At 31.0% G+C, this 17,059-nt stretch carries 20 protein-coding genes and 1 other annotated feature; of the genes, 4 read left to right on the top strand and 16 right to left on the bottom strand.

Going from position 1 to position 17,059, the window contains the following annotated elements:
- Window positions 1-7: 7 nt before the first annotated feature.
- Window positions 8-739, top strand: coding sequence for a 2,3-diphosphoglycerate-dependent phosphoglycerate mutase (gpmA, locus tag ACJDUH_RS08680; RefSeq protein ID WP_406764756.1), 732 nt, complete (start codon window positions 8-10; stop codon window positions 737-739).
- A 107-nt stretch (window positions 740-846) separates the two neighbouring features.
- Here the strand turns inward: gpmA and ACJDUH_RS08675 are convergent, their stop codons facing one another.
- Window positions 847-2,289 carry an MFS transporter gene (locus ACJDUH_RS08675; RefSeq protein ID WP_406764755.1) on the bottom strand — a complete coding sequence of 481 codons (1,443 nt, stop codon included), beginning with the start codon at window positions 2,287-2,289 and terminating at the stop codon, window positions 847-849.
- Window positions 2,290-2,427: 138 nt separating this feature from the next.
- Between ACJDUH_RS08675 and ACJDUH_RS08670 the strand changes: the two genes are divergently transcribed.
- Window positions 2,428-3,306 carry a LysR family transcriptional regulator gene (locus ACJDUH_RS08670; protein WP_406764754.1) on the top strand — a complete coding sequence of 293 codons (879 nt, stop codon included), beginning with the start codon at window positions 2,428-2,430 and terminating at the stop codon, window positions 3,304-3,306.
- A gap of 150 nt (window positions 3,307-3,456) precedes the next feature.
- Here the strand turns inward: ACJDUH_RS08670 and ACJDUH_RS08665 are convergent, their stop codons facing one another.
- The 9 genes from ACJDUH_RS08665 to ACJDUH_RS08625 all read right to left on the bottom strand — a co-directional run bounded on the left by ACJDUH_RS08665 (window position 3,457) and on the right by ACJDUH_RS08625 (window position 8,713).
- A complete protein-coding gene (locus tag ACJDUH_RS08665) occupies window positions 3,457-3,633 on the bottom strand; it encodes a hypothetical protein (RefSeq protein ID WP_406764753.1) in 177 nt (58 codons plus the stop codon).
- A gap of 122 nt (window positions 3,634-3,755) precedes the next feature.
- Complete coding sequence (locus ACJDUH_RS08660) at window positions 3,756-3,935, bottom strand: DUF4177 domain-containing protein (protein ID WP_406764752.1); 180 nt, start codon at window positions 3,933-3,935, stop codon at window positions 3,756-3,758.
- 80 nt (window positions 3,936-4,015) lie between these two features.
- Complete coding sequence (locus tag ACJDUH_RS08655) at window positions 4,016-4,225, bottom strand: hypothetical protein (protein WP_406764751.1); 210 nt, start codon at window positions 4,223-4,225, stop codon at window positions 4,016-4,018.
- A 35-nt stretch (window positions 4,226-4,260) separates the two neighbouring features.
- Window positions 4,261-4,479 (bottom strand): DUF1648 domain-containing protein, encoded by a 219-nt coding sequence (locus ACJDUH_RS08650; protein WP_406764750.1) that lies wholly within the window; start codon window positions 4,477-4,479, stop codon window positions 4,261-4,263.
- 66 nt (window positions 4,480-4,545) lie between these two features.
- Entirely contained in the window at window positions 4,546-4,860 is a 315-nt protein-coding gene (locus ACJDUH_RS08645; RefSeq protein WP_406764749.1) for a hypothetical protein, read from the bottom strand.
- A 210-nt stretch (window positions 4,861-5,070) separates the two neighbouring features.
- Window positions 5,071-5,277 (bottom strand): DUF5808 domain-containing protein, encoded by a 207-nt coding sequence (locus ACJDUH_RS08640; protein WP_406764748.1) that lies wholly within the window; start codon window positions 5,275-5,277, stop codon window positions 5,071-5,073.
- Window positions 5,278-5,318: 41 nt separating this feature from the next.
- A complete protein-coding gene (locus tag ACJDUH_RS08635) occupies window positions 5,319-5,963 on the bottom strand; it encodes a class I SAM-dependent methyltransferase (protein WP_406764747.1) in 645 nt (214 codons plus the stop codon).
- A gap of 116 nt (window positions 5,964-6,079) precedes the next feature.
- Entirely contained in the window at window positions 6,080-7,276 is a 1,197-nt protein-coding gene (tyrS, locus tag ACJDUH_RS08630; RefSeq protein ID WP_406764746.1) for a tyrosine--tRNA ligase, read from the bottom strand.
- A 57-nt stretch (window positions 7,277-7,333) separates the two neighbouring features.
- Window positions 7,334-7,606 (bottom strand) — a binding site (T-box leader).
- Between the two features lie 87 nt (window positions 7,607-7,693).
- The gene (locus ACJDUH_RS08625; RefSeq protein WP_406764745.1) at window positions 7,694-8,713 is read right to left on the bottom strand and encodes a threonine aldolase family protein; all 1,020 of its coding nucleotides are present in this window, start codon (window positions 8,711-8,713) and stop codon (window positions 7,694-7,696) included.
- A 291-nt stretch (window positions 8,714-9,004) separates the two neighbouring features.
- Between ACJDUH_RS08625 and ACJDUH_RS08620 the strand changes: the two genes are divergently transcribed.
- Complete coding sequence (locus tag ACJDUH_RS08620) at window positions 9,005-10,072, top strand: DUF1646 family protein (protein WP_406764744.1); 1,068 nt, start codon at window positions 9,005-9,007, stop codon at window positions 10,070-10,072.
- A gap of 135 nt (window positions 10,073-10,207) precedes the next feature.
- Window positions 10,208-11,596, top strand: coding sequence for an alanine/glycine:cation symporter family protein (locus ACJDUH_RS08615; protein WP_406764743.1), 1,389 nt, complete (start codon window positions 10,208-10,210; stop codon window positions 11,594-11,596).
- Between the two features lie 87 nt (window positions 11,597-11,683).
- On the opposite strand, the gene ACJDUH_RS08610 is transcribed toward ACJDUH_RS08615, so the two are convergent.
- From ACJDUH_RS08610 to ACJDUH_RS08585, 6 genes are all read right to left on the bottom strand, one after another.
- Window positions 11,684-12,238: a phosphatase PAP2 family protein gene (locus tag ACJDUH_RS08610; protein WP_406764742.1), complete on the bottom strand. Its 555-nt coding sequence runs from the start codon at window positions 12,236-12,238 to the stop codon at window positions 11,684-11,686.
- A 350-nt stretch (window positions 12,239-12,588) separates the two neighbouring features.
- Window positions 12,589-13,269 (bottom strand): hypothetical protein, encoded by a 681-nt coding sequence (locus tag ACJDUH_RS08605; RefSeq protein ID WP_406764741.1) that lies wholly within the window; start codon window positions 13,267-13,269, stop codon window positions 12,589-12,591.
- Between the two features lie 144 nt (window positions 13,270-13,413).
- A complete protein-coding gene (locus tag ACJDUH_RS08600; RefSeq protein WP_406764740.1) occupies window positions 13,414-14,595 on the bottom strand; it encodes a glycosyltransferase in 1,182 nt (393 codons plus the stop codon).
- A gap of 191 nt (window positions 14,596-14,786) precedes the next feature.
- The gene (locus ACJDUH_RS08595; protein WP_406764739.1) at window positions 14,787-14,963 is read right to left on the bottom strand and encodes a cysteine-rich CWC family protein; all 177 of its coding nucleotides are present in this window, start codon (window positions 14,961-14,963) and stop codon (window positions 14,787-14,789) included.
- 86 nt (window positions 14,964-15,049) lie between these two features.
- Window positions 15,050-16,060 (bottom strand): LacI family DNA-binding transcriptional regulator, encoded by a 1,011-nt coding sequence (locus ACJDUH_RS08590; RefSeq protein WP_406764738.1) that lies wholly within the window; start codon window positions 16,058-16,060, stop codon window positions 15,050-15,052.
- A 42-nt stretch (window positions 16,061-16,102) separates the two neighbouring features.
- On the bottom strand, window positions 16,103-17,029 hold the full coding sequence (locus ACJDUH_RS08585) for a DMT family transporter (protein ID WP_406764737.1): 927 nt from the start codon (window positions 17,027-17,029) through the stop codon (window positions 16,103-16,105).
- Window positions 17,030-17,059 lie beyond the last annotated feature (30 nt).

Raw genomic sequence — 17,059 nt, 5'->3', positions numbered from 1 at the left:
TTTTTATATGATTAAACTAGTTTTAATTAGACATGGTCAGAGCCTATGGAATTTAGAAAATAGGTTTACTGGCTGGACAGATGTAGATTTATCTGTAAATGGCTTAGAAGAAGCTAGGCAGGCTGGAAGAATTTTAAGTAAAAATGGATATAGTTTTGATATAGCTTTTACCTCAGTTTTAAGAAGAGCTATTAGAACTCTATGGATTACACTTGATGAAATGGATTTAATGTGGATTCCAGTTTATAAGTCCTGGCATCTTAATGAAAGACACTACGGTGCCTTGCAGGGCTTAAATAAAGCTGAAACTGCCGAAAAATATGGAGAAGAGCAGGTTCATATCTGGAGAAGATCTATTGATGTTAGACCGCCGGCACTAGAAAAAAATGATAAAAGATATGAGGCTTCTGACCCTAAATACGGAGAGCTTAAAGAAGGTGAATTTCCTTTAACAGAAAATCTTGAAGACACTGAGAAACGAGTACTTAAATATTGGTATGAAGCTATTGCTCCTGCAATTAAATCCAATAATAAAGTTATTATTTCAGCTCATGGTAATACCATAAGAGCACTTGTTAAATATTTAGATGATATTCCTGGGGATGGTATTGTAAGCTTAAATATTCCTACTGGAATTCCACTAGTTTATGAGCTTGATAATGATTTAAAGCCTATAAAACACTATTACCTTGGGCAAGATGGTGAGCTTCCTTCAGGAACTATACCAGAAAATATATAAAAATTGGGCAGTAAAATTACTGCCCAATTTTTTATATTCATAAATCAAGATTCATATGCTGTTTTACAATTTATAATTAAATAAAAATTATAATTAGTCAATTGAATTTAATATTTAACTTTGTTTTTTAGTAGTTCTTTTTTTCTCATCAATCTTATAGCTGTAAGTACAACTCCAATGAGACAGACAATGGCGGAACCAATATATACATACCTCATTCCAAATATAAAAATATCATTTCTACCTTCTACATATCCAAATACTTTTTTATTCATTTTAATACTCATTAAAGAATACAAAAGCAATGTAGCCATAGAAACACCAGCCGACTGCCCTAAATTTCTTATAAAAGCATTTATACTTCCGGCAATACCTAATTTATCACTTGGAGCTGAGGCCATAACCAAGGAATTATTAGGTGGTAAAAACAATCCATTTCCAATAGCCATTATAGATACATATACACACATTACCTGAATGCTTGAGTTTTCATTTAAAGTTGCCATTAAGCTCATTCCTATACCTATAAGTAATAAACCTATGAACGTTAAAAACTCTGAGCCAATCTTGTCAGATAAATAACCGCTAAAAGGTGAAATTAGTGTTAGTATTACTGGATATGTTAACATGATGATACCCGTAAAGCTTGGAGTTATTTTTAAAACATTCTCTAGATAAAAAGGTTGAACAATATTGTTACTATTAATTGACATATATGATATAAAAGTACACAGTATACCTACAGAAAAAAGCGAACTTTTGAATATTGAAAAATCTATAAGTGGATACTTTAATTTCTTTTCTATAAATATAAATATTGTAAACAAGAGGATAGCCGTAACAAAGGCAGCTATAATTACATTATTTCCATATCCAATAGTCTCACCGGCCACAAGTGAATAAAATAAAAGGATAATACTTACTCCTGAAAGTACAGCTCCAATAAGGTCAATGTCTTCATCTTTTTTATTTAAATTTCGAGGTAAAGTTTTAATTCCAACTATAGTTGAAATTAGTCCAATAGGAACATTTATAAAAAAAATATAATTCCAACTGAAATATGAAACTATAAATCCTCCCAAAGGTGGTCCTATCATGGTACCAAGTGCCAAAAAGGTTCCTGATATTCCAAGAGCTCTTCCTCTCTCATTAGCAGGAAATACTTGAGTTATTATTCCTTGGTTGTTTGCCATTGCAGCGGAGGCTCCAATGGCTTGAATGATCCTAGAAAGTACCAAGAAGGTAAGATTGCTTGATAATCCGCAAAACAAAGAGCCTATAGTAAATATAATTAATCCAATATTAAATATTATAGATTTTCCTTTTATATCACCTAATCTACCGAATAATAAAATTGTACTGACTATTGTAATCAGATAACAAATTACTATTAATTGAATAGAAGACATAGTTACAGAAAATATATTTACCATTACTGGTAGTGCTACATTCACTATAGTGCTATCCAATGTTGCCATAAACGGAAGTAATACTACAACACCTAATATCATCCATCTATTTTTATACATATTCTTATTGTTTATTTCCATAATCCAAAATTATATCCTTTCTTTGATTCCAATTAATTTATCTTGTATTATTATATTAAACAATATTTTATAATGAAAATACTTAATAATTATACTATTCATAACAAAATATATATAAATAGATAGGAAGTGATTATTATGGATAATAGACAACTTAACTATTTTCTAGCAATTGTTGAAGAGGGAAATATAACAAAAGCTGCGGAAAGGCTGCATATAGCTCAGCCCTATCTTAGCCGCCAATTGAAAAGTCTTGAGGATGAATTAGGGGTTAAATTGGTAGAAAGAAGCACAAGAAAAATTCAAATAACAGATGCTGGTAGAAAACTTCAATATCGTTCAAAACAGATGTTGGATTTGATGGATTTAACTATTAAAGAATTAAAAGACTTTGAAGAAGGTCTTGAGGGGATTATAACTATAGGTACTATACAAACATCAGCAACCATAGTTCTACCTGAAACGATTTATAATTTTCATAAAAAGTATCCTAAGATAAAATTTGAAATAAGAAATATGAGTACACATTTAATACTAGAATCATTAAAAATTGGAACGACAGAAATTGGAATTATCAGAACTCCTTTTAATTCAGATTTATTTGAAGCGATATCCTTACAAAATCAACCTATGGTAGCCGTAACATCTAATAATCAAGACTGGGATAAACATAAAAAACATATATCTTTGACTGAAATTGCTAATAAACCATTGCTAATACATTGTAGATTTGAACAGATGATAGTAGGAGCATGTCAACATGCAGGGTTTGAGCCAAATATACTTTGTAAAATTGATGATACTAGATCAATACTATTATTGGCAAGTTTCGGTGTGGGTGTAGCAATTATCCCAATTGATTGGATTAATCTCATTCCAAATTTAAGCCTCAACTATAAAAAAATTAATGAAAAGTCTTTAAATACAAGTACAGCTATAATATGGTTGAAAAATCGGCATCTATCCCCTGCTGCTAGAAAGTTTATAGATGCTTTTAAAGAAAATTGGAAGGTTTAATCTAAGTATATTAGAAATTTTGAATCTTTCAACTTTACCATTCTTCATTAATTACTAAATAATAATTGATAAAGCTTTGGAGAAATTACTTGTTATACTGCTTCAGGCATTAATCCCTTACCCCAATACTTAGATTATTTAATTACATTTTTAGTTATCTTTATCATTTAATTTACTCAAGATAGTATCTACCTTTCTATCTAACTCTTTATTTCTATTAATAAAAATTTTAACACCACTTACTGCTTTGTATATTGCTATTATAATTGCAATTAATAGAAAAAGATAAATAGTTGTAGCTATTATAGTAAGATAATTAATCTCCATACAAAATTCCCCCTTCTACTTAATATTAAATGTTAATTTCCCATAATCTTTCTCACTCTTTTATATATTTAAATATATTAGAAGATAATGAGATAATAGAGTGTTATCAGAATAGTCTATTCCTACTTCTTTTCTCTTTTAAATACAAATACCATAATAGAACCTAATCCACCCACACATTGAAAGTTCACTAGTTCCCATCCTTCTTTTCCATATTGTTCAAGCACTTTATTGCTCTTTATCTTTAAACCTTTTTCCGTATCAAAAAGACTATTAAAAGTTTCTGTTGCATATTCCCACATAATTAACTCCTTTGAATCAAATAAATAATATTTGTTTCACGTTAGTTTACATTTGTTCAACAATATATGAATAATAAGTTTTATTTAGTAAAATCCCCACTTTGCCCAAAATGAGTTAATTTGCTTACTTCATTAAGATAACCTTCTATTTCATATTGGGGGCGGTTACTATCTATTTTATTATTATTTTCGTAGTTTTCACCTGGAATAAAAACATTTAAAGTAACTTCTTCGTTTGGTTTAATATCTATTTTATTGCCTGTTGCCTCAACCTTACATTTATTCATCACTTGTCCATTATCACCGTTTCACAGTTAATTTAGCACTACTTATTGGAATATTTAGCTTTAATAGACTCATATATCACAAATGGTATAATCCCTAAAATAAAAGAAAACTTTTTATCAATAAATTCGTTTGCAACTCCTTTAATATTCCAATGTATTGGTACTTTGTCTGGCAAAATAGGAGTAATTAAAAACATTATAATTATTGGTATTATTAATAACAATATATCCACTAATACACTTTTTTTAAAATTCATTTTATAGCTTCCTTTCTTCCCTGTATATGACACGTAATATTCAATATTTTCTTCTTCAAATAAATGCTAATCATTCCAACCATCAGATTCAAAGGCCCAAACTTCTTTTCCATCTTTAGTTATTGAAAATTGAAGTTTTTTAGCCTTTTGTACTCCCTTTTGAAATTTACCTATTATTGATACTATGTACATAGGTTTAAATGTGTTTTCTTGCTTTGTAACCTCAATTAAAGTGATTTCAGGATTTGGTTCTCCATAAATCATAGAAATTTTTTTAATTGTATTTTCTGCCTCTGTTGAAACTTTTTTTGTCGGCACTTTTGCACATCCAGTAAAAATTAGCATAACAAGAATAATGAAAATAGTAATTCTATTAATCATGGATAAATTTACTCCTTTTTAATATAAAGGTTTTATGTTGAATGATTCCGTATTATTACAATTATAACATATATAGGGCCTAATATCATACTCTAGCTATTAAATTAAAACGCCGCAAACTTTTACTGCTTGCGGCGTTTAAATATGATGACTAAAGTATTTAAAATATTTTGCCAAGAGATTAAATAGTAACCTCGCATGTTTCATTAACTATCTATAAAATTTGCGGAAAATTACAAAACAAATTATAACCAAAATAAGAATCCCTGAAATTGGGTTCGCCCAGTTAAGCGTACGACCTATCCCATAAGCCTTAGGAACTAGTAAATTTGAGTCCTCCCTATTAAAGTAGAAAATTTCTCCATGCTCTTTCCTGTATGCTTCTATTTCTTCCTTTGTCCATTTTCTTCTTGCCATAACAAACCTCCCAAATATATCAATTTATATCAAACTTTCCACTATTTCTTTGCCCCATGTACAAAATAATGCCAGCCGCTGGTATCCTCATAAATATCCTCAATATGCCTAATTCTAATAATATTGAAATTACTAAGCAGCTTTTTAACCCCTTCTAGGTCTGAATAAAAATGTGGTATACCTGCCTCTGGTTCTTCTGTCTTGACAATTGTATTCTCATCAAGTCTTGGATAATTCTTACTTGTAAAAGATGGACTGTTCTTAGAACATAGAGTTATAAAAAATTCTCCTCCGCTTTTAAGTACCCTGTTTATCTCGCTTATAATAGCTTCAATTCCGTAAGTACTAGTATGTGATATAACATGATAAGCAAGTAAACAGTCAAAGGTATTATCCGTATAAGGTAGTTTATTTATATCGCCAAGAGCAGTTTTAATGCTTAGGCCTAACTCTTCAGCCTTACTATTTAGGGTATCTAGTCCAACTTCAGATAAATCCAGGCTGTAAGTATCAAAGCCATTTTCTGCAAATAAAATTGAGTGTCTGCCAAGACCACAGCCTAGATCTAAAAATTTTGAAAATCCTAGTCTTTTCCACCTATTCACATAGTAAAAGACATCCTCAGAAGGCTTTGTCCAGAAACTATCCTTTACTACTGACCAATTCCACTCTTTTGAATTAACCATTTTGTTGTTATCCCCTAAACAAATATATTTTCATAATACTAATTATCTTAAATTATATGGGTAATTCATAGGAATTTCAATTTATTTATACAATAGATTATAAATTATTCATTGCTTTATTGTAATAGCTTTATAAATTTCCTTTTTCCAACTTGAAGAATATCATTATTATTAAAATTAAGCTTCATGGCATCAAATATTTTTTCTCCGTTAAGCTTAATACCGCCCTGTGCTATAAGTCTTTTAGCCTCACTTTTAGAGCTTATTAAATTTGAATTCATTAATATTTCTATTAAAGTTTCTTCAGATTTAAGCTTATATTCTGGAATATCAAGAGGCACTTCATTTTTTTGAAAAAGGCTTTTAAAATATTCTTCTGAGTTCCTAGCTTCGGCTTCTCCATGGTATAAGCATGTAATTTCCTTAGCTAGTCTCATTTTAACATCTCTTGGATTTGTTCCATTTTTAAGCTCTTCCTTAATTTTATCAATTTCGTCCGGATGAATATCTGTTGCAAGTTCAAAGTATTTAATTATTAAATTGTCAGGAATTTGCATAGTCTTAACATACATATCCTGAGCAGGTTCATTAATACCGATATAGTTTCCAAGACTCTTACTCATTTTGTTAACGCCATCAATACCCTCAAGAATAGGCATAAAAATTGCCACCTGCGGCTCTCTTTCATAATCCTTTTGTAAGGTTCTGCCCATAAGAATATTAAATCTTTGGTCCGTTCCTCCAAGTTCAATATCTGCATTTATAGCCACAGAATCAAAGCCCTGCATTAGTGGATAAAAAAATTCATGAATTCCAATACTCTGCTGATTGTTAAATCTATTTTTGAAGTCTTCTCTTTCAAGCATTCTTGCAACTGTGTATTTCCCTGCAAGCTCAATTACTTCTTTAAAGTTTAGCTTAGAAAGCCACTGACTATTAAAGGTTAATTCTGTTTTATCTTTGTCTAATATCTTAAATATCTGTCTTTCGTAGGTCTTAGCATTTTCCAAAACTTCTTCACTTGTAAGCTGTTTTCTAGTTTTTGACTTTCCTGTAGGATCGCCAATCATGCCTGTAAAGTCTCCAATAATTATTACAACCTTATGGCCTAAATCCTGTATTTGTTTCATCTTTCTGAGTACAACAGCATGGCCTAAATGAATATCTGGAGCTGAAGGATCAAGTCCAAGCTTTACTATTAGTCCCCTATTTTCCTTTTGTGCTTCCGTTAATTTTTTTTCTAAATCCTCTAGATTAATTACTTCTGCTGCACCTTTTGTTATTATTTTGATTTGTTCCTTAATACTAATCATTTTCATTCCTCCTCTTTATTAAAAGCAAAAAAACAAAAGCTCTCGTCCTTTATTTTCATAAAGGACGAGAGCATAAATCCCGTGTTACCACCTTAATTCATTAATATGTCACCATATCAACCTCTTCAAGTACAGTTTAATTAAACGATACTCTATCACTATAACGGGTGAAGGGCTCCGTAATCAGCCTATTAAATTAAGGAATTGCCTAAATTTAATTCAGCCTTCTGCTCAGAGACGTATTCAAATATTGTTTCTTGACCCTCTCACCAACCGGGAACTCTCTGTAAAGATAACTAATATTCTACTCTTTCTCATCAAAGCATTTTATTATTGATTTTTATATATTATATGACAATTTCAAGAAAAATACAATAACAATATAAGATTATTAAATAAATCTAGTTTTAATAAGATTTATTTTTCTAAGGCTGCTAGAAATTCCAATACATACTCTCTATTAGTAGCCCAGGAGGTTACAAGGCGTATTGCGGAATTCTCCTCATCTACCTTCTCCCAAACATAAAATGTAAAGTTCTTTAAAAGTTTTTCAATTAACTTATTTGGAAGTATAGGGAATATTTGATTTGAAGGAGAGTCAATTAAGAATCCGTAGCCAGCCTTCTTAATTCCTTCCTTTAGTATGTTTGCCATATCATTTGCATGCTTTGCCAAACCAAAGTATAGGTCATTTTTAAAAAGTTCTAGAAATTGTATTCCGAGAAGCCTTCCCTTAGCAAGCATTGCCCCTTTTTGCTTTATAAAAAATCTAAAATCCTCTTTAAGTGAATCTCTGCAAATAACTAATGCTTCTCCTATTAAGGCACCATTTTTAGTTCCTCCTATGTAGAAGGCATCTACTAGGCTGCCCATGTCAGAGAGTTTTATATCATTTGCTTCTGAGCAAAGTGCAGACCCAAGTCTAGCACCGTCAACATATAAATAAAGCTTGTTTTCTCTGCAGAATTTACTTAGCTCTTCTAGTTCTTTCTTGCTATATATAGTTCCGATTTCTGTAGAATTTGATATGTAAACTAATTTTGGTTTTACCATATGTTCGTCTGTATGGGCCTCTAAGGCTGGCTTAATAAGCGAAGGAGTAAGTTTTCCATCACTAGATGCTATAGAAATAACCTTATGACCTGTATATTCAATAGCTCCAGTTTCATGAACCAGTATATGCCCTGTATTTGCAGCAATGGCTGCTTCATGTGGTCTTAAAAAAGAAGAAATAACAGTTAAATTGGTTTGAGTTCCTCCTGGCATAAAATGAATATCTATATCTTCGCGCCCAATTTTTTTCTTTATTAATTCAGCGGCCTCTATGCAATATGGGTCTTCTCCATATCCTTCAACCTGTTCCATATTTGATTCAAGGAGAGCATTTAGTATTCTAGGATGAGCTCCCTCACTATAATCATTCTTAAAGCTGTACATTTATATAACCTCCTTCTATGGAAACACAAGGTAGTTTAAGTTTTTACGTTTCTACTTACAAGTTACACGTTAAAGTCGTTTTAGAACTTTGTCCTCCATTATGTTACAATAAAATTATAACCTACTCCTCACCTTTTATCAAAGTAAAAATAAATTTAGAATTTTATTGCTATCATTATATCATTTTGGTAATAAATTGGGATATTAATTAAGAGTTTTTTAAACAAGCTTTATTTTTATCCAAAATATGTTAAAATAGTAGTGTAAAAATATAAGAAAGTGGTGATTATTATGTTTTTAGGATTAGTAATTATCCTATTATTGGTGCTTACTTTGCCTTTTAAAATTAAAATCGTAGAACACAATCTGGAGATCTTTCTTTTCTTAATGGGAATTTCAGCAACAATTGTTTCTGGAGTTTTAAGCACCCACCTAATATTAGATGTTTTTCAAAACAAGTTAATTTATTTTATAACTTTTGCTGTTCTCATAGCTGGCCTAATTTTTAAAGCATTAAAGGAGAAGGTTCAAGGGATTATAAACACTATTTTAAAAAAGCTTTCTCTTAGGGTTTTTGTTTTTTTAGTAATTGTAATTTTAGGGCTAGCCTCCAGTGTTATAACTGCAATAATTTCTGCCTTATTACTGGTGGAAATAGTTAACGCTATGCCGATTAAAAGAAAGGAAAAGGTAAATGTTGTTATACTTGCCTGCTTTTCAATTGGTCTTGGAGCGGTTTTAACCCCTGTTGGAGAGCCACTAGCAACTATAGTTATTTCAAAGCTTAATGCTAACTTCTGGTATCTCGCAGATTGTTTAGGTGTTTATATTATTTCTGGAGTTTTACTAATGGGCCTACTTGGCGCATTTACAATTAAACCTGATAAGGTTAAGGTACATGACGATTTTAAAGCTGTAAATCATGAACATGATGAGGATTATTATTTTCTTGATCCAGATATTGAAAATGAAACCTATAAGGAAGTAATATTTAGGGCCTTAAAAATATTTCTATTTATATTTGCACTAGAGCTATTGGGTGCAGGCTTTAAGCCACTCATTGATACATATGTGATAAATTTAGATAGCAGACTGCTCTATTTTATTAATATGATTTCCGCAGTTTTAGATAATGCAACTTTAGCCGCTGCTGAAATTAGTCTAAAAATGACTACAATACAAATTGAGTCTGTACTTATGGGACTTCTAATCAGCGGAGGTATGCTTATTCCAGGAAATATTCCTAACATTATTTCTGCTCATAAACTTAAGATTAATAGCAAAGAATGGGCCAAACTTGGTGTTCCCGTGGGAGCTGCTCTTATGCTCTTATATTTTGTTATTATCTTTATATTTTAATATAATCACCATTAGCCAAGTGGGTAACCCTTGGCTTAAAAATTGTGTTAATTTGTCGGTAAATTCTGAATTGATTAAATTGGTAATTAAATGTATAATTTAGTTGTAAATAAATAAAAAAGAGGGGGAATTTTTATGGAATCGTTCGGAAAACTAATAGCTCAGATTGATGGATGGCTATGGGGTCTGCCGCTTATTATTTTATTGTTCGGCACTCATCTATTCTTAACCTTTAGGTTAAAATTCATTCAACGTTATATTGGCAAGGCTATTAAGCTTTCTGTAACAAAGGACGATTTTGCAGAGGGTGACGTAAGTCAATTTAGTGCATTATGTACGGCTCTAGCTGCTACAATTGGTACTGGTAATATTGTTGGAGTTGCTACTGCAGTGGGACTGGGTGGTCCCGGAGCAGTTCTTTGGTGCTGGCTAACAGGTGTATTTGGAATAGCTACAAAATATTCCGAAGCTCTATTATCAGTAAAATATCGTGTGAAGACCAAGGATGGTACAATGGCAGGTGGACCTATGTATGTTCTTGAACATGGGCTTAAGGCTAAGTGGGCTGGAGTTTTGTTTGCTATCTTTACAAGTATTGCTGCTTTTGGTATAGGTTGTATGGTACAAGCTAATTCAGTGGCAGCAATGACCTATGAAACCTTTAAATTGCCTACTTGGATAACAGGAATAATAATAGCTGCATTGACAGCAGTTGTTATACTTGGCGGCATAAAAAAGATAGCTAAGGTTTGTGATATACTAGTACCTTTTATGGCTATTTTCTATGTTTTAGGCTGCTTAATACTTTTAGCTTTAGGTTATAAAACTATTGGCAGTACAATTAGCTTAATTGTTTCAGATGCTTTCTCACCACAAGCTGCAGTTGGCGGTTTTGCCGGTGCTGGAGTTATGATGGCTATGAGATATGGTATTGCAAGAGGATTATTCTCCAATGAATCAGGTCTTGGTAGTGCACCTATAGTTGCAGCCGCTGCTCAGACTAGAAACCCAGTTAAACAAGCCCTTGTTTCCTCAACAGGAACCTTCTGGGATACAGTTGTAGTATGTGCAATGACCGGTTTAGTACTTGTAAATTCGGGTGCTTGGCAGCAAGGCTTAAAAGGAGCTGCATTAACTAAAACAGCCTTCTCAGATATACCAGTTATAGGTCCTATAATTTTAACAGTTGGTTTATTAACCTTTGTATTTTCAACTATTCTTGGCTGGTCCTACTATGGTGAAAAAGCAATTGAATACTTATTAGGTAAAAAAGCAATTTTACCTTATAGAATACTTTGGGTTATATTTGTTTTTGTTGGCTCAGTATTCTCACTAAGCTTAGTTTGGGACTTAGCTGACTTGTTTAATGGACTTATGGCAATTCCAAACCTAGTAGCTCTATTGGTACTTAGCCCTATAATTGCAAAGGAAACTAAAAAATATCTATGGGATAATAACTTAGAAGAAATTAGTAATGAGCCTGCTATTATAATTAAAGAAAATAACAAGAACATTACTATGTAATAAAATAAAAATAATTTATAATTCAAATGGCTGCCTTTATGGCAGTCATTTATCTTTTAAAATAAGTAATAACTCATGTGATAGCCATTATCTTATTATTTTTTTCTCTACTTTTTCATATAGGTTTTCTACTTTGCTTCTTAATTTTGCGTTATAAATATATGCTGTAATAATAACTAAAGCATATGCTCCAATAACATCTAAAGGATAATGATGACCTACGTATACTCTAGAAAAGCCTACAACAACAGATAATATGGTAAGTATTATGCTGAGTAATTTATTATACCTCGAAAGCCCTAAGGCTATGCTCATGGTACCAGTAGCGTGATCGCTTGGGAAAGAGGCATCCTCCACATGAGGGAATAATAGGTTTACCTTATTATGAACAAATGGTCTGTCAACGTAGTATATATTTCCAATAATAAAAACTAAAACAAGATTGATAACAGTAATAAAAAAGGTGCCGAAAGCCGCTTTTCTATAGTCTAGGTTATGGCTTGTAATGCCCAAAATATAAACTAAGGCCAAAGCAGCCATAAAACCGTAAGGAACATATTTTGAAAAAATTATCATTAATTTATCCAAAGCATTGCTTTTATAAGCTAAATTATTTATAAGTCTAAAAATTTGGAAATTCATTGTTTAATCTTCCTTTCAATAAACGTAGCATTCTGAATTACATCTCTAACTAATAAAACTTTAAAGTCTTTTAATTTGTCGCCCTAATATTAAAAAATTTTATATTCTTTATATTATCTATATAGAATATATTTAATATGTATTTTATTAATCTCTAAGCTAGCTTCTTTATAATATATAAAATAAATTAAAAAATTTTAAAGATAATATTAAAATTAGATTAAATTTTTAATTCTATAAATAAGTTTAAAAAGGTCAGATAAATTCAAATAAAATTTATCTGACCTTTTACTTATATATTATACCTATTTTTTCATATTATTAATTATTTCGTGACAGTCCTTTTTAATTTATATAGTTTCTAATCGAGAAAATTCTTTTTTTAATTTAATAAAAGCTTTTTCTTTCTCCTGCTTGTATCCTTCCTCTGAGCCAAAGTAAATTGGCTCACCAACAAAAATAGTACGTTTGTCATTACTTATATGCAGTGGTACAAAAGGAAGATGTCTGCCAGTCTCACGAATATAATATTTTTCTAAATCTAAGAAACCCTTATACATTTCTCCCATATTGGAGATAGAATTTGTATAGTCAACAGTTGGAGAAAGTATAATACTTTGTTTATTGATTAAGGTTTTAATACTTTCACTAAAAGTCTTTAAAATTTCCCTTGACCGTCTATAAACTGGAATTGCCTCCATCCCCTGCATAATTGCTGATACAATAAAAGATAAAGGGAATACAAATATGGCAGCTATAAATTTTGGAATACCAAAACGCTTTGTAAAGGTATAATCATAATACTGCCTAAAGCAGGTTTTATGATTACAAAATACACTAAGTACCCACATCCGTACAGGTTTATTAAACCAGAGTACGTTTAGCAGCGGTCCCCTTGTATTTTGGTGATTTATTAGATAAACCGCCGGAGAATCTATATTAGAAGAAGGACATACCTTATAAGCTGGCGTTAAAATTCTTAGAATAAAACGAAGGGTTTTAAAAAAGCATTTTGTAAATCGTTTTTTCATTTTTCCTCCTAAAGTCGGAACACTAAGTAGTTTAGCTTGCCGTTTACTCATCGTCAGACTACCCGTATAAGCCCATTTAGCGCTTATACCTAGTTAAAGTCCATTTAGGACTTTAACCTCCTTGGTGGGAACACAGAGTAGTTTCTACCTATAATCTTTTGCTACTTCATTATGGATAGACCCTTCCTCATTATTCTTATTTTGAAATACCCAGCGCAGTTGAACCTCATAACTTAAAAAGCCCAAAATGAAATCAGTAATAAGTTTTATAAAGGATTCATTTACTTTCCAAAATAGACTAATGGAATAAACTAAACCATATGAGGTCATCATTAAACAAACACATAGAATATAATAACGAACTGCAGATCTTGAAACCTTCCCAGTATCTGAAAAGATAAATTTCCTATTCATTGTATAGTTGCACATGGAGGATATTAAACGAGCAATAACTGTACTTAGGAATATTCTTAAAGCAGCAGGAAAAGTTGAAAGTAAAATTGTATTTAATATAAAAAAGGACGAAACATCTAATATACTTGATACAATTGTTGATCCTGAATATTGGATTAACCCAGATATAAGTTTTAAAAATATAGGTATTGAATCCTTAATTGTGCTGTAATGAGAGCCAGAGTTATTTTCGAAATAGAGGGTTTGTATAGGTATAGTTTTAAGATTTATATTATTGCGCCTTGCATTTATTAGCATATTGATTTCAAAGTCGAATCTCTCCCCTTTTAATTGGAGAATCCAAGGAAGCTCTTTTTTAGGTATACCCCTAAGTCCCGTTTGTGTGTCATTTAAATTACTGTTATATAAAAATTTAAAAATGCAGCTAGTTACTGTGTTGCCTATGTAACTTCTTTTAGGAACATTACTTTCCTTAAAATTTCTTACACCTAAAATAAGTGAACCTTGAGTATTGGTAAGTTTCTCGCTTATTTTACAAATATCACTAATTGCATGCTGACCATCAGCATCCGCAGTAACAACACCATCTAAAAAAGAGTAGTTTTCTGTAAAATAAGTAAAAGCAGTTTTTAAGGCTCTACCCTTACCCTTGTTTACCTCGTGCTCTAGAACCGTGCATTTATTAAACTTTTTAAGCTCAGTAAAAATACCATTAAAGGAGGTATCACTGCCATCATTTACTACAATTACACAGGGAACTCCTGTTTTTAGTAAGTCGTGAACAAAGTCAATTAAATTAGATGTAGGGTTTAAAGCAGGTATAATAACAGCACTATTAAGTTTACTTATTCTTTTAATATTATTTGTTTCTATGTAATCGGATGTTGTTATTTTTGTATCATTACTTAACAATAACATCACTCCTTTCGATTGAAATTAAATAACCTTTAAATTGTAGTCTTCTCCTAATATGACCATTAATAAATACTTATGCTAAGAATATATTATACATACCGTAAAATATCTATTATGAATTAAATAATTTTTTAGAATAAAAAACCCTGAGAACTCAGGGCAAAACTTGCAAGTTGTTGTTTGCATTTTTATTTTGTATACTTTTCTAGACACGCCTTGCAAATACAAGCCTTTCCCTTCTTATCTTCGGGTATCATATCTATTATATATTTAGGTATTACAACAGAATCACACCAGCATCCACCTTGACCATGCTGACAATTATTTTCTTTTCCACAAAGCGGACATATTTTTTCTGCATTCATAAAATCACCCCATATTAATATTATAGAGATGCAAATATAAATAAGTCAAGTGGGTGGCACTTGACTTATTTAATAGTAGTTAAATTTTATTTAATTGTATTAGGTATATCTATAACCTTACAGCTTTCCCTTATTATAAGTTCAGCAGGTATAGTTATTTTCTTACATATATTTCTTTCTGACATCAATTTTTCTATAATTAAATCTACTGCTGTTTCACCCATAAACTCTATGTGTAGCTTAATTGTAGTAAGCGGAGGCATCATATACTGCGCAGAGGATATATCATTGAAGCCAACAATACTTATATCTTCAGGAATTTTTAATTCTTTTTCATATATTGCCTTATAGCACCCTATAGCAATAGAATCGTTTGCCACAAAGGCAGCTGTAGGCAAAGTTGTAGTTTCTAGGATTTCCTTCATTAATCTATAGCCATCCTTCGGAGTATATTTACCTACTTTTATAAAGTCAGGATTGTACAGTTCTCTTTCTTTCATATATTTAGTATAGGTATTTTCCCTTAAGTCATCAATCCTATTGCCATTAATGTCAAAGTCCATACCTCCGATATAAGCAATTTTCGTATGTCCTAACGAACATAAGTAATCAAGGGCTTTTTTTACCGCCTGAGGAAAGTTAATTATTACTGAATCAAATAAATCCTCATTAGGTGAACTATCTACAAAAACTATAGGCTTTGTAAATTTTTTTATTCTTTCTATGTCATTAGAATTAAAGGTTCCTAGAGCAATAATAGCATCTATATTTTTTATTTTTTCTAGATCATCATCTTTTCCTATTCTAAATATGTTAGCTCCTTCTGATAATAGCTTTTTTTCTATTGAGACACGTATAGAAAGATAGTAGGTATCTTCTAGTTCCTCTTCAAGAGAATAGGAATAAAGAAGACCTATTTTAAATTTTCTCCTGTGCTTTTTACGCTTTGAAGGTATGTACTCTAGTTCCTGAGCTGCTTCAAATATTCTCTGCTTAGTTTCATCTGATACATTTAAGGTTTCATCATAATTTAATACTCTTGATACTGTAGTAATTGACACTCCAGCCTTTTCAGCAATATCCTTTATAATAGCCATACTCCTTATCACCTATCTATAAATAATTATTTTTCCTATAACTTAATCATCAATGGTATCATCATACGCCATAATTTCCTGAATTACATTATCTTTTTTCCATATACCAACTTGCAAAAAAGATAATTTTGTCTCTGAAATAATAATAGCAATAAATATTAAAATGCATCCTAATGCTATTTTTACTGTCATAAGTTCCCCTAGAAAGACAACTGATGCTAGAGAACCAAACACCGACTCCATAGATAGTATAATAGCAGCTTTTGTTTCATTTGTAAATTTCTGTGCAACATTTTGCAGAAGAAAAGCTAAAGTTGTACTAAAAATACCCAAATATGAAACTGATAAAATCCCCTTGGAATTTAGGTGAATATTTGTCTGCCCCATAACAATAATTGCAATGAGGGAGAATAAAAATGCAAAAGATAGCTGCAAAGTAGTAAGTAATATTGGGTCATATTTTTTAACAAATTCTCCTACGAAAAATATATGAAAGGCAAAGCTAAGTGCACATATTAATGTAAATATATCACCTTTATTTACATTAAATCCTCCATCAAGAGTTAAAATGCCTACACCGATACAGGCTAATACTGCACCTGCTATTCCAAATTTATCTAAAGACCTCTTATAGAGTAAGATACCTATAAATGGTACCATTACAACATTTATAGCAGTCAAAAAGGCGTTCTTTGAAGGAGTAGTATATTGAAGCCCCACTGTTTGAAAAGCAAATCCTACAAAAAGTAACAAACCTAATATTATTCCAGCTATTAAAGAATTTCTATTAATACTTTTAAGATTTTTTCTATAAATAATTAGCATTAATAAAGTGGAAATAAAAAATCTGAGAGTCATAATTTGAAAAGGAGTAAGCTTTGAATCTAAAGATAAACGCGATGCTACAAAACCCATGCCCCATATAATTGCTACAAATAGAAGGCCTATTTCTCCAATGTATTTTTTCATTTATGCTTTTCCTCCTTTAGTCGGAAACAC

It is taken from the genome of Candidatus Clostridium radicumherbarum, from assembly GCF_045310525.1.
GTDB lineage: Bacteria > Bacillota > Clostridia > Clostridiales > Clostridiaceae > Clostridium_AT > Clostridium_AT radicumherbarum.
The sequence above is the reverse complement of the archived record's forward strand: the minus strand, read 5'-3'. Positions and strand labels throughout refer to the sequence as shown.

Coding starts and splice junctions, on each gene's coding strand:
- gpmA (WP_406764756.1), top strand. CDS start 8: ATGATTAAACTAGTTTTAATTAGACATGGTCAGAGCCTATGGAATTTA.
- ACJDUH_RS08675 (WP_406764755.1), bottom strand. CDS start 2,289: ATGGAAATAAACAATAAGAATATGTATAAAAATAGATGGATGATATTA.
- ACJDUH_RS08670 (WP_406764754.1), top strand. CDS start 2,428: ATGGATAATAGACAACTTAACTATTTTCTAGCAATTGTTGAAGAGGGA.
- ACJDUH_RS08665 (WP_406764753.1), bottom strand. CDS start 3,633: ATGGAGATTAATTATCTTACTATAATAGCTACAACTATTTATCTTTTT.
- ACJDUH_RS08660 (WP_406764752.1), bottom strand. CDS start 3,935: ATGTGGGAATATGCAACAGAAACTTTTAATAGTCTTTTTGATACGGAA.
- ACJDUH_RS08650 (WP_406764750.1), bottom strand. CDS start 4,479: ATGAATTTTAAAAAAAGTGTATTAGTGGATATATTGTTATTAATAATA.
- ACJDUH_RS08645 (WP_406764749.1), bottom strand. CDS start 4,860: ATGATTAATAGAATTACTATTTTCATTATTCTTGTTATGCTAATTTTT.
- ACJDUH_RS08640 (WP_406764748.1), bottom strand. CDS start 5,277: ATGGCAAGAAGAAAATGGACAAAGGAAGAAATAGAAGCATACAGGAAA.
- ACJDUH_RS08635 (WP_406764747.1), bottom strand. CDS start 5,963: ATGGTTAATTCAAAAGAGTGGAATTGGTCAGTAGTAAAGGATAGTTTC.
- tyrS (WP_406764746.1), bottom strand. CDS start 7,276: ATGATTAGTATTAAGGAACAAATCAAAATAATAACAAAAGGTGCAGCA.
- ACJDUH_RS08625 (WP_406764745.1), bottom strand. CDS start 8,713: ATGTACAGCTTTAAGAATGATTATAGTGAGGGAGCTCATCCTAGAATA.
- ACJDUH_RS08620 (WP_406764744.1), top strand. CDS start 9,005: ATGTTTTTAGGATTAGTAATTATCCTATTATTGGTGCTTACTTTGCCT.
- ACJDUH_RS08615 (WP_406764743.1), top strand. CDS start 10,208: ATGGAATCGTTCGGAAAACTAATAGCTCAGATTGATGGATGGCTATGG.
- ACJDUH_RS08610 (WP_406764742.1), bottom strand. CDS start 12,238: ATGAATTTCCAAATTTTTAGACTTATAAATAATTTAGCTTATAAAAGC.
- ACJDUH_RS08605 (WP_406764741.1), bottom strand. CDS start 13,269: ATGAAAAAACGATTTACAAAATGCTTTTTTAAAACCCTTCGTTTTATT.
- ACJDUH_RS08595 (WP_406764739.1), bottom strand. CDS start 14,963: ATGAATGCAGAAAAAATATGTCCGCTTTGTGGAAAAGAAAATAATTGT.
- ACJDUH_RS08590 (WP_406764738.1), bottom strand. CDS start 16,060: ATGGCTATTATAAAGGATATTGCTGAAAAGGCTGGAGTGTCAATTACT.
- ACJDUH_RS08585 (WP_406764737.1), bottom strand. CDS start 17,029: ATGAAAAAATACATTGGAGAAATAGGCCTTCTATTTGTAGCAATTATA.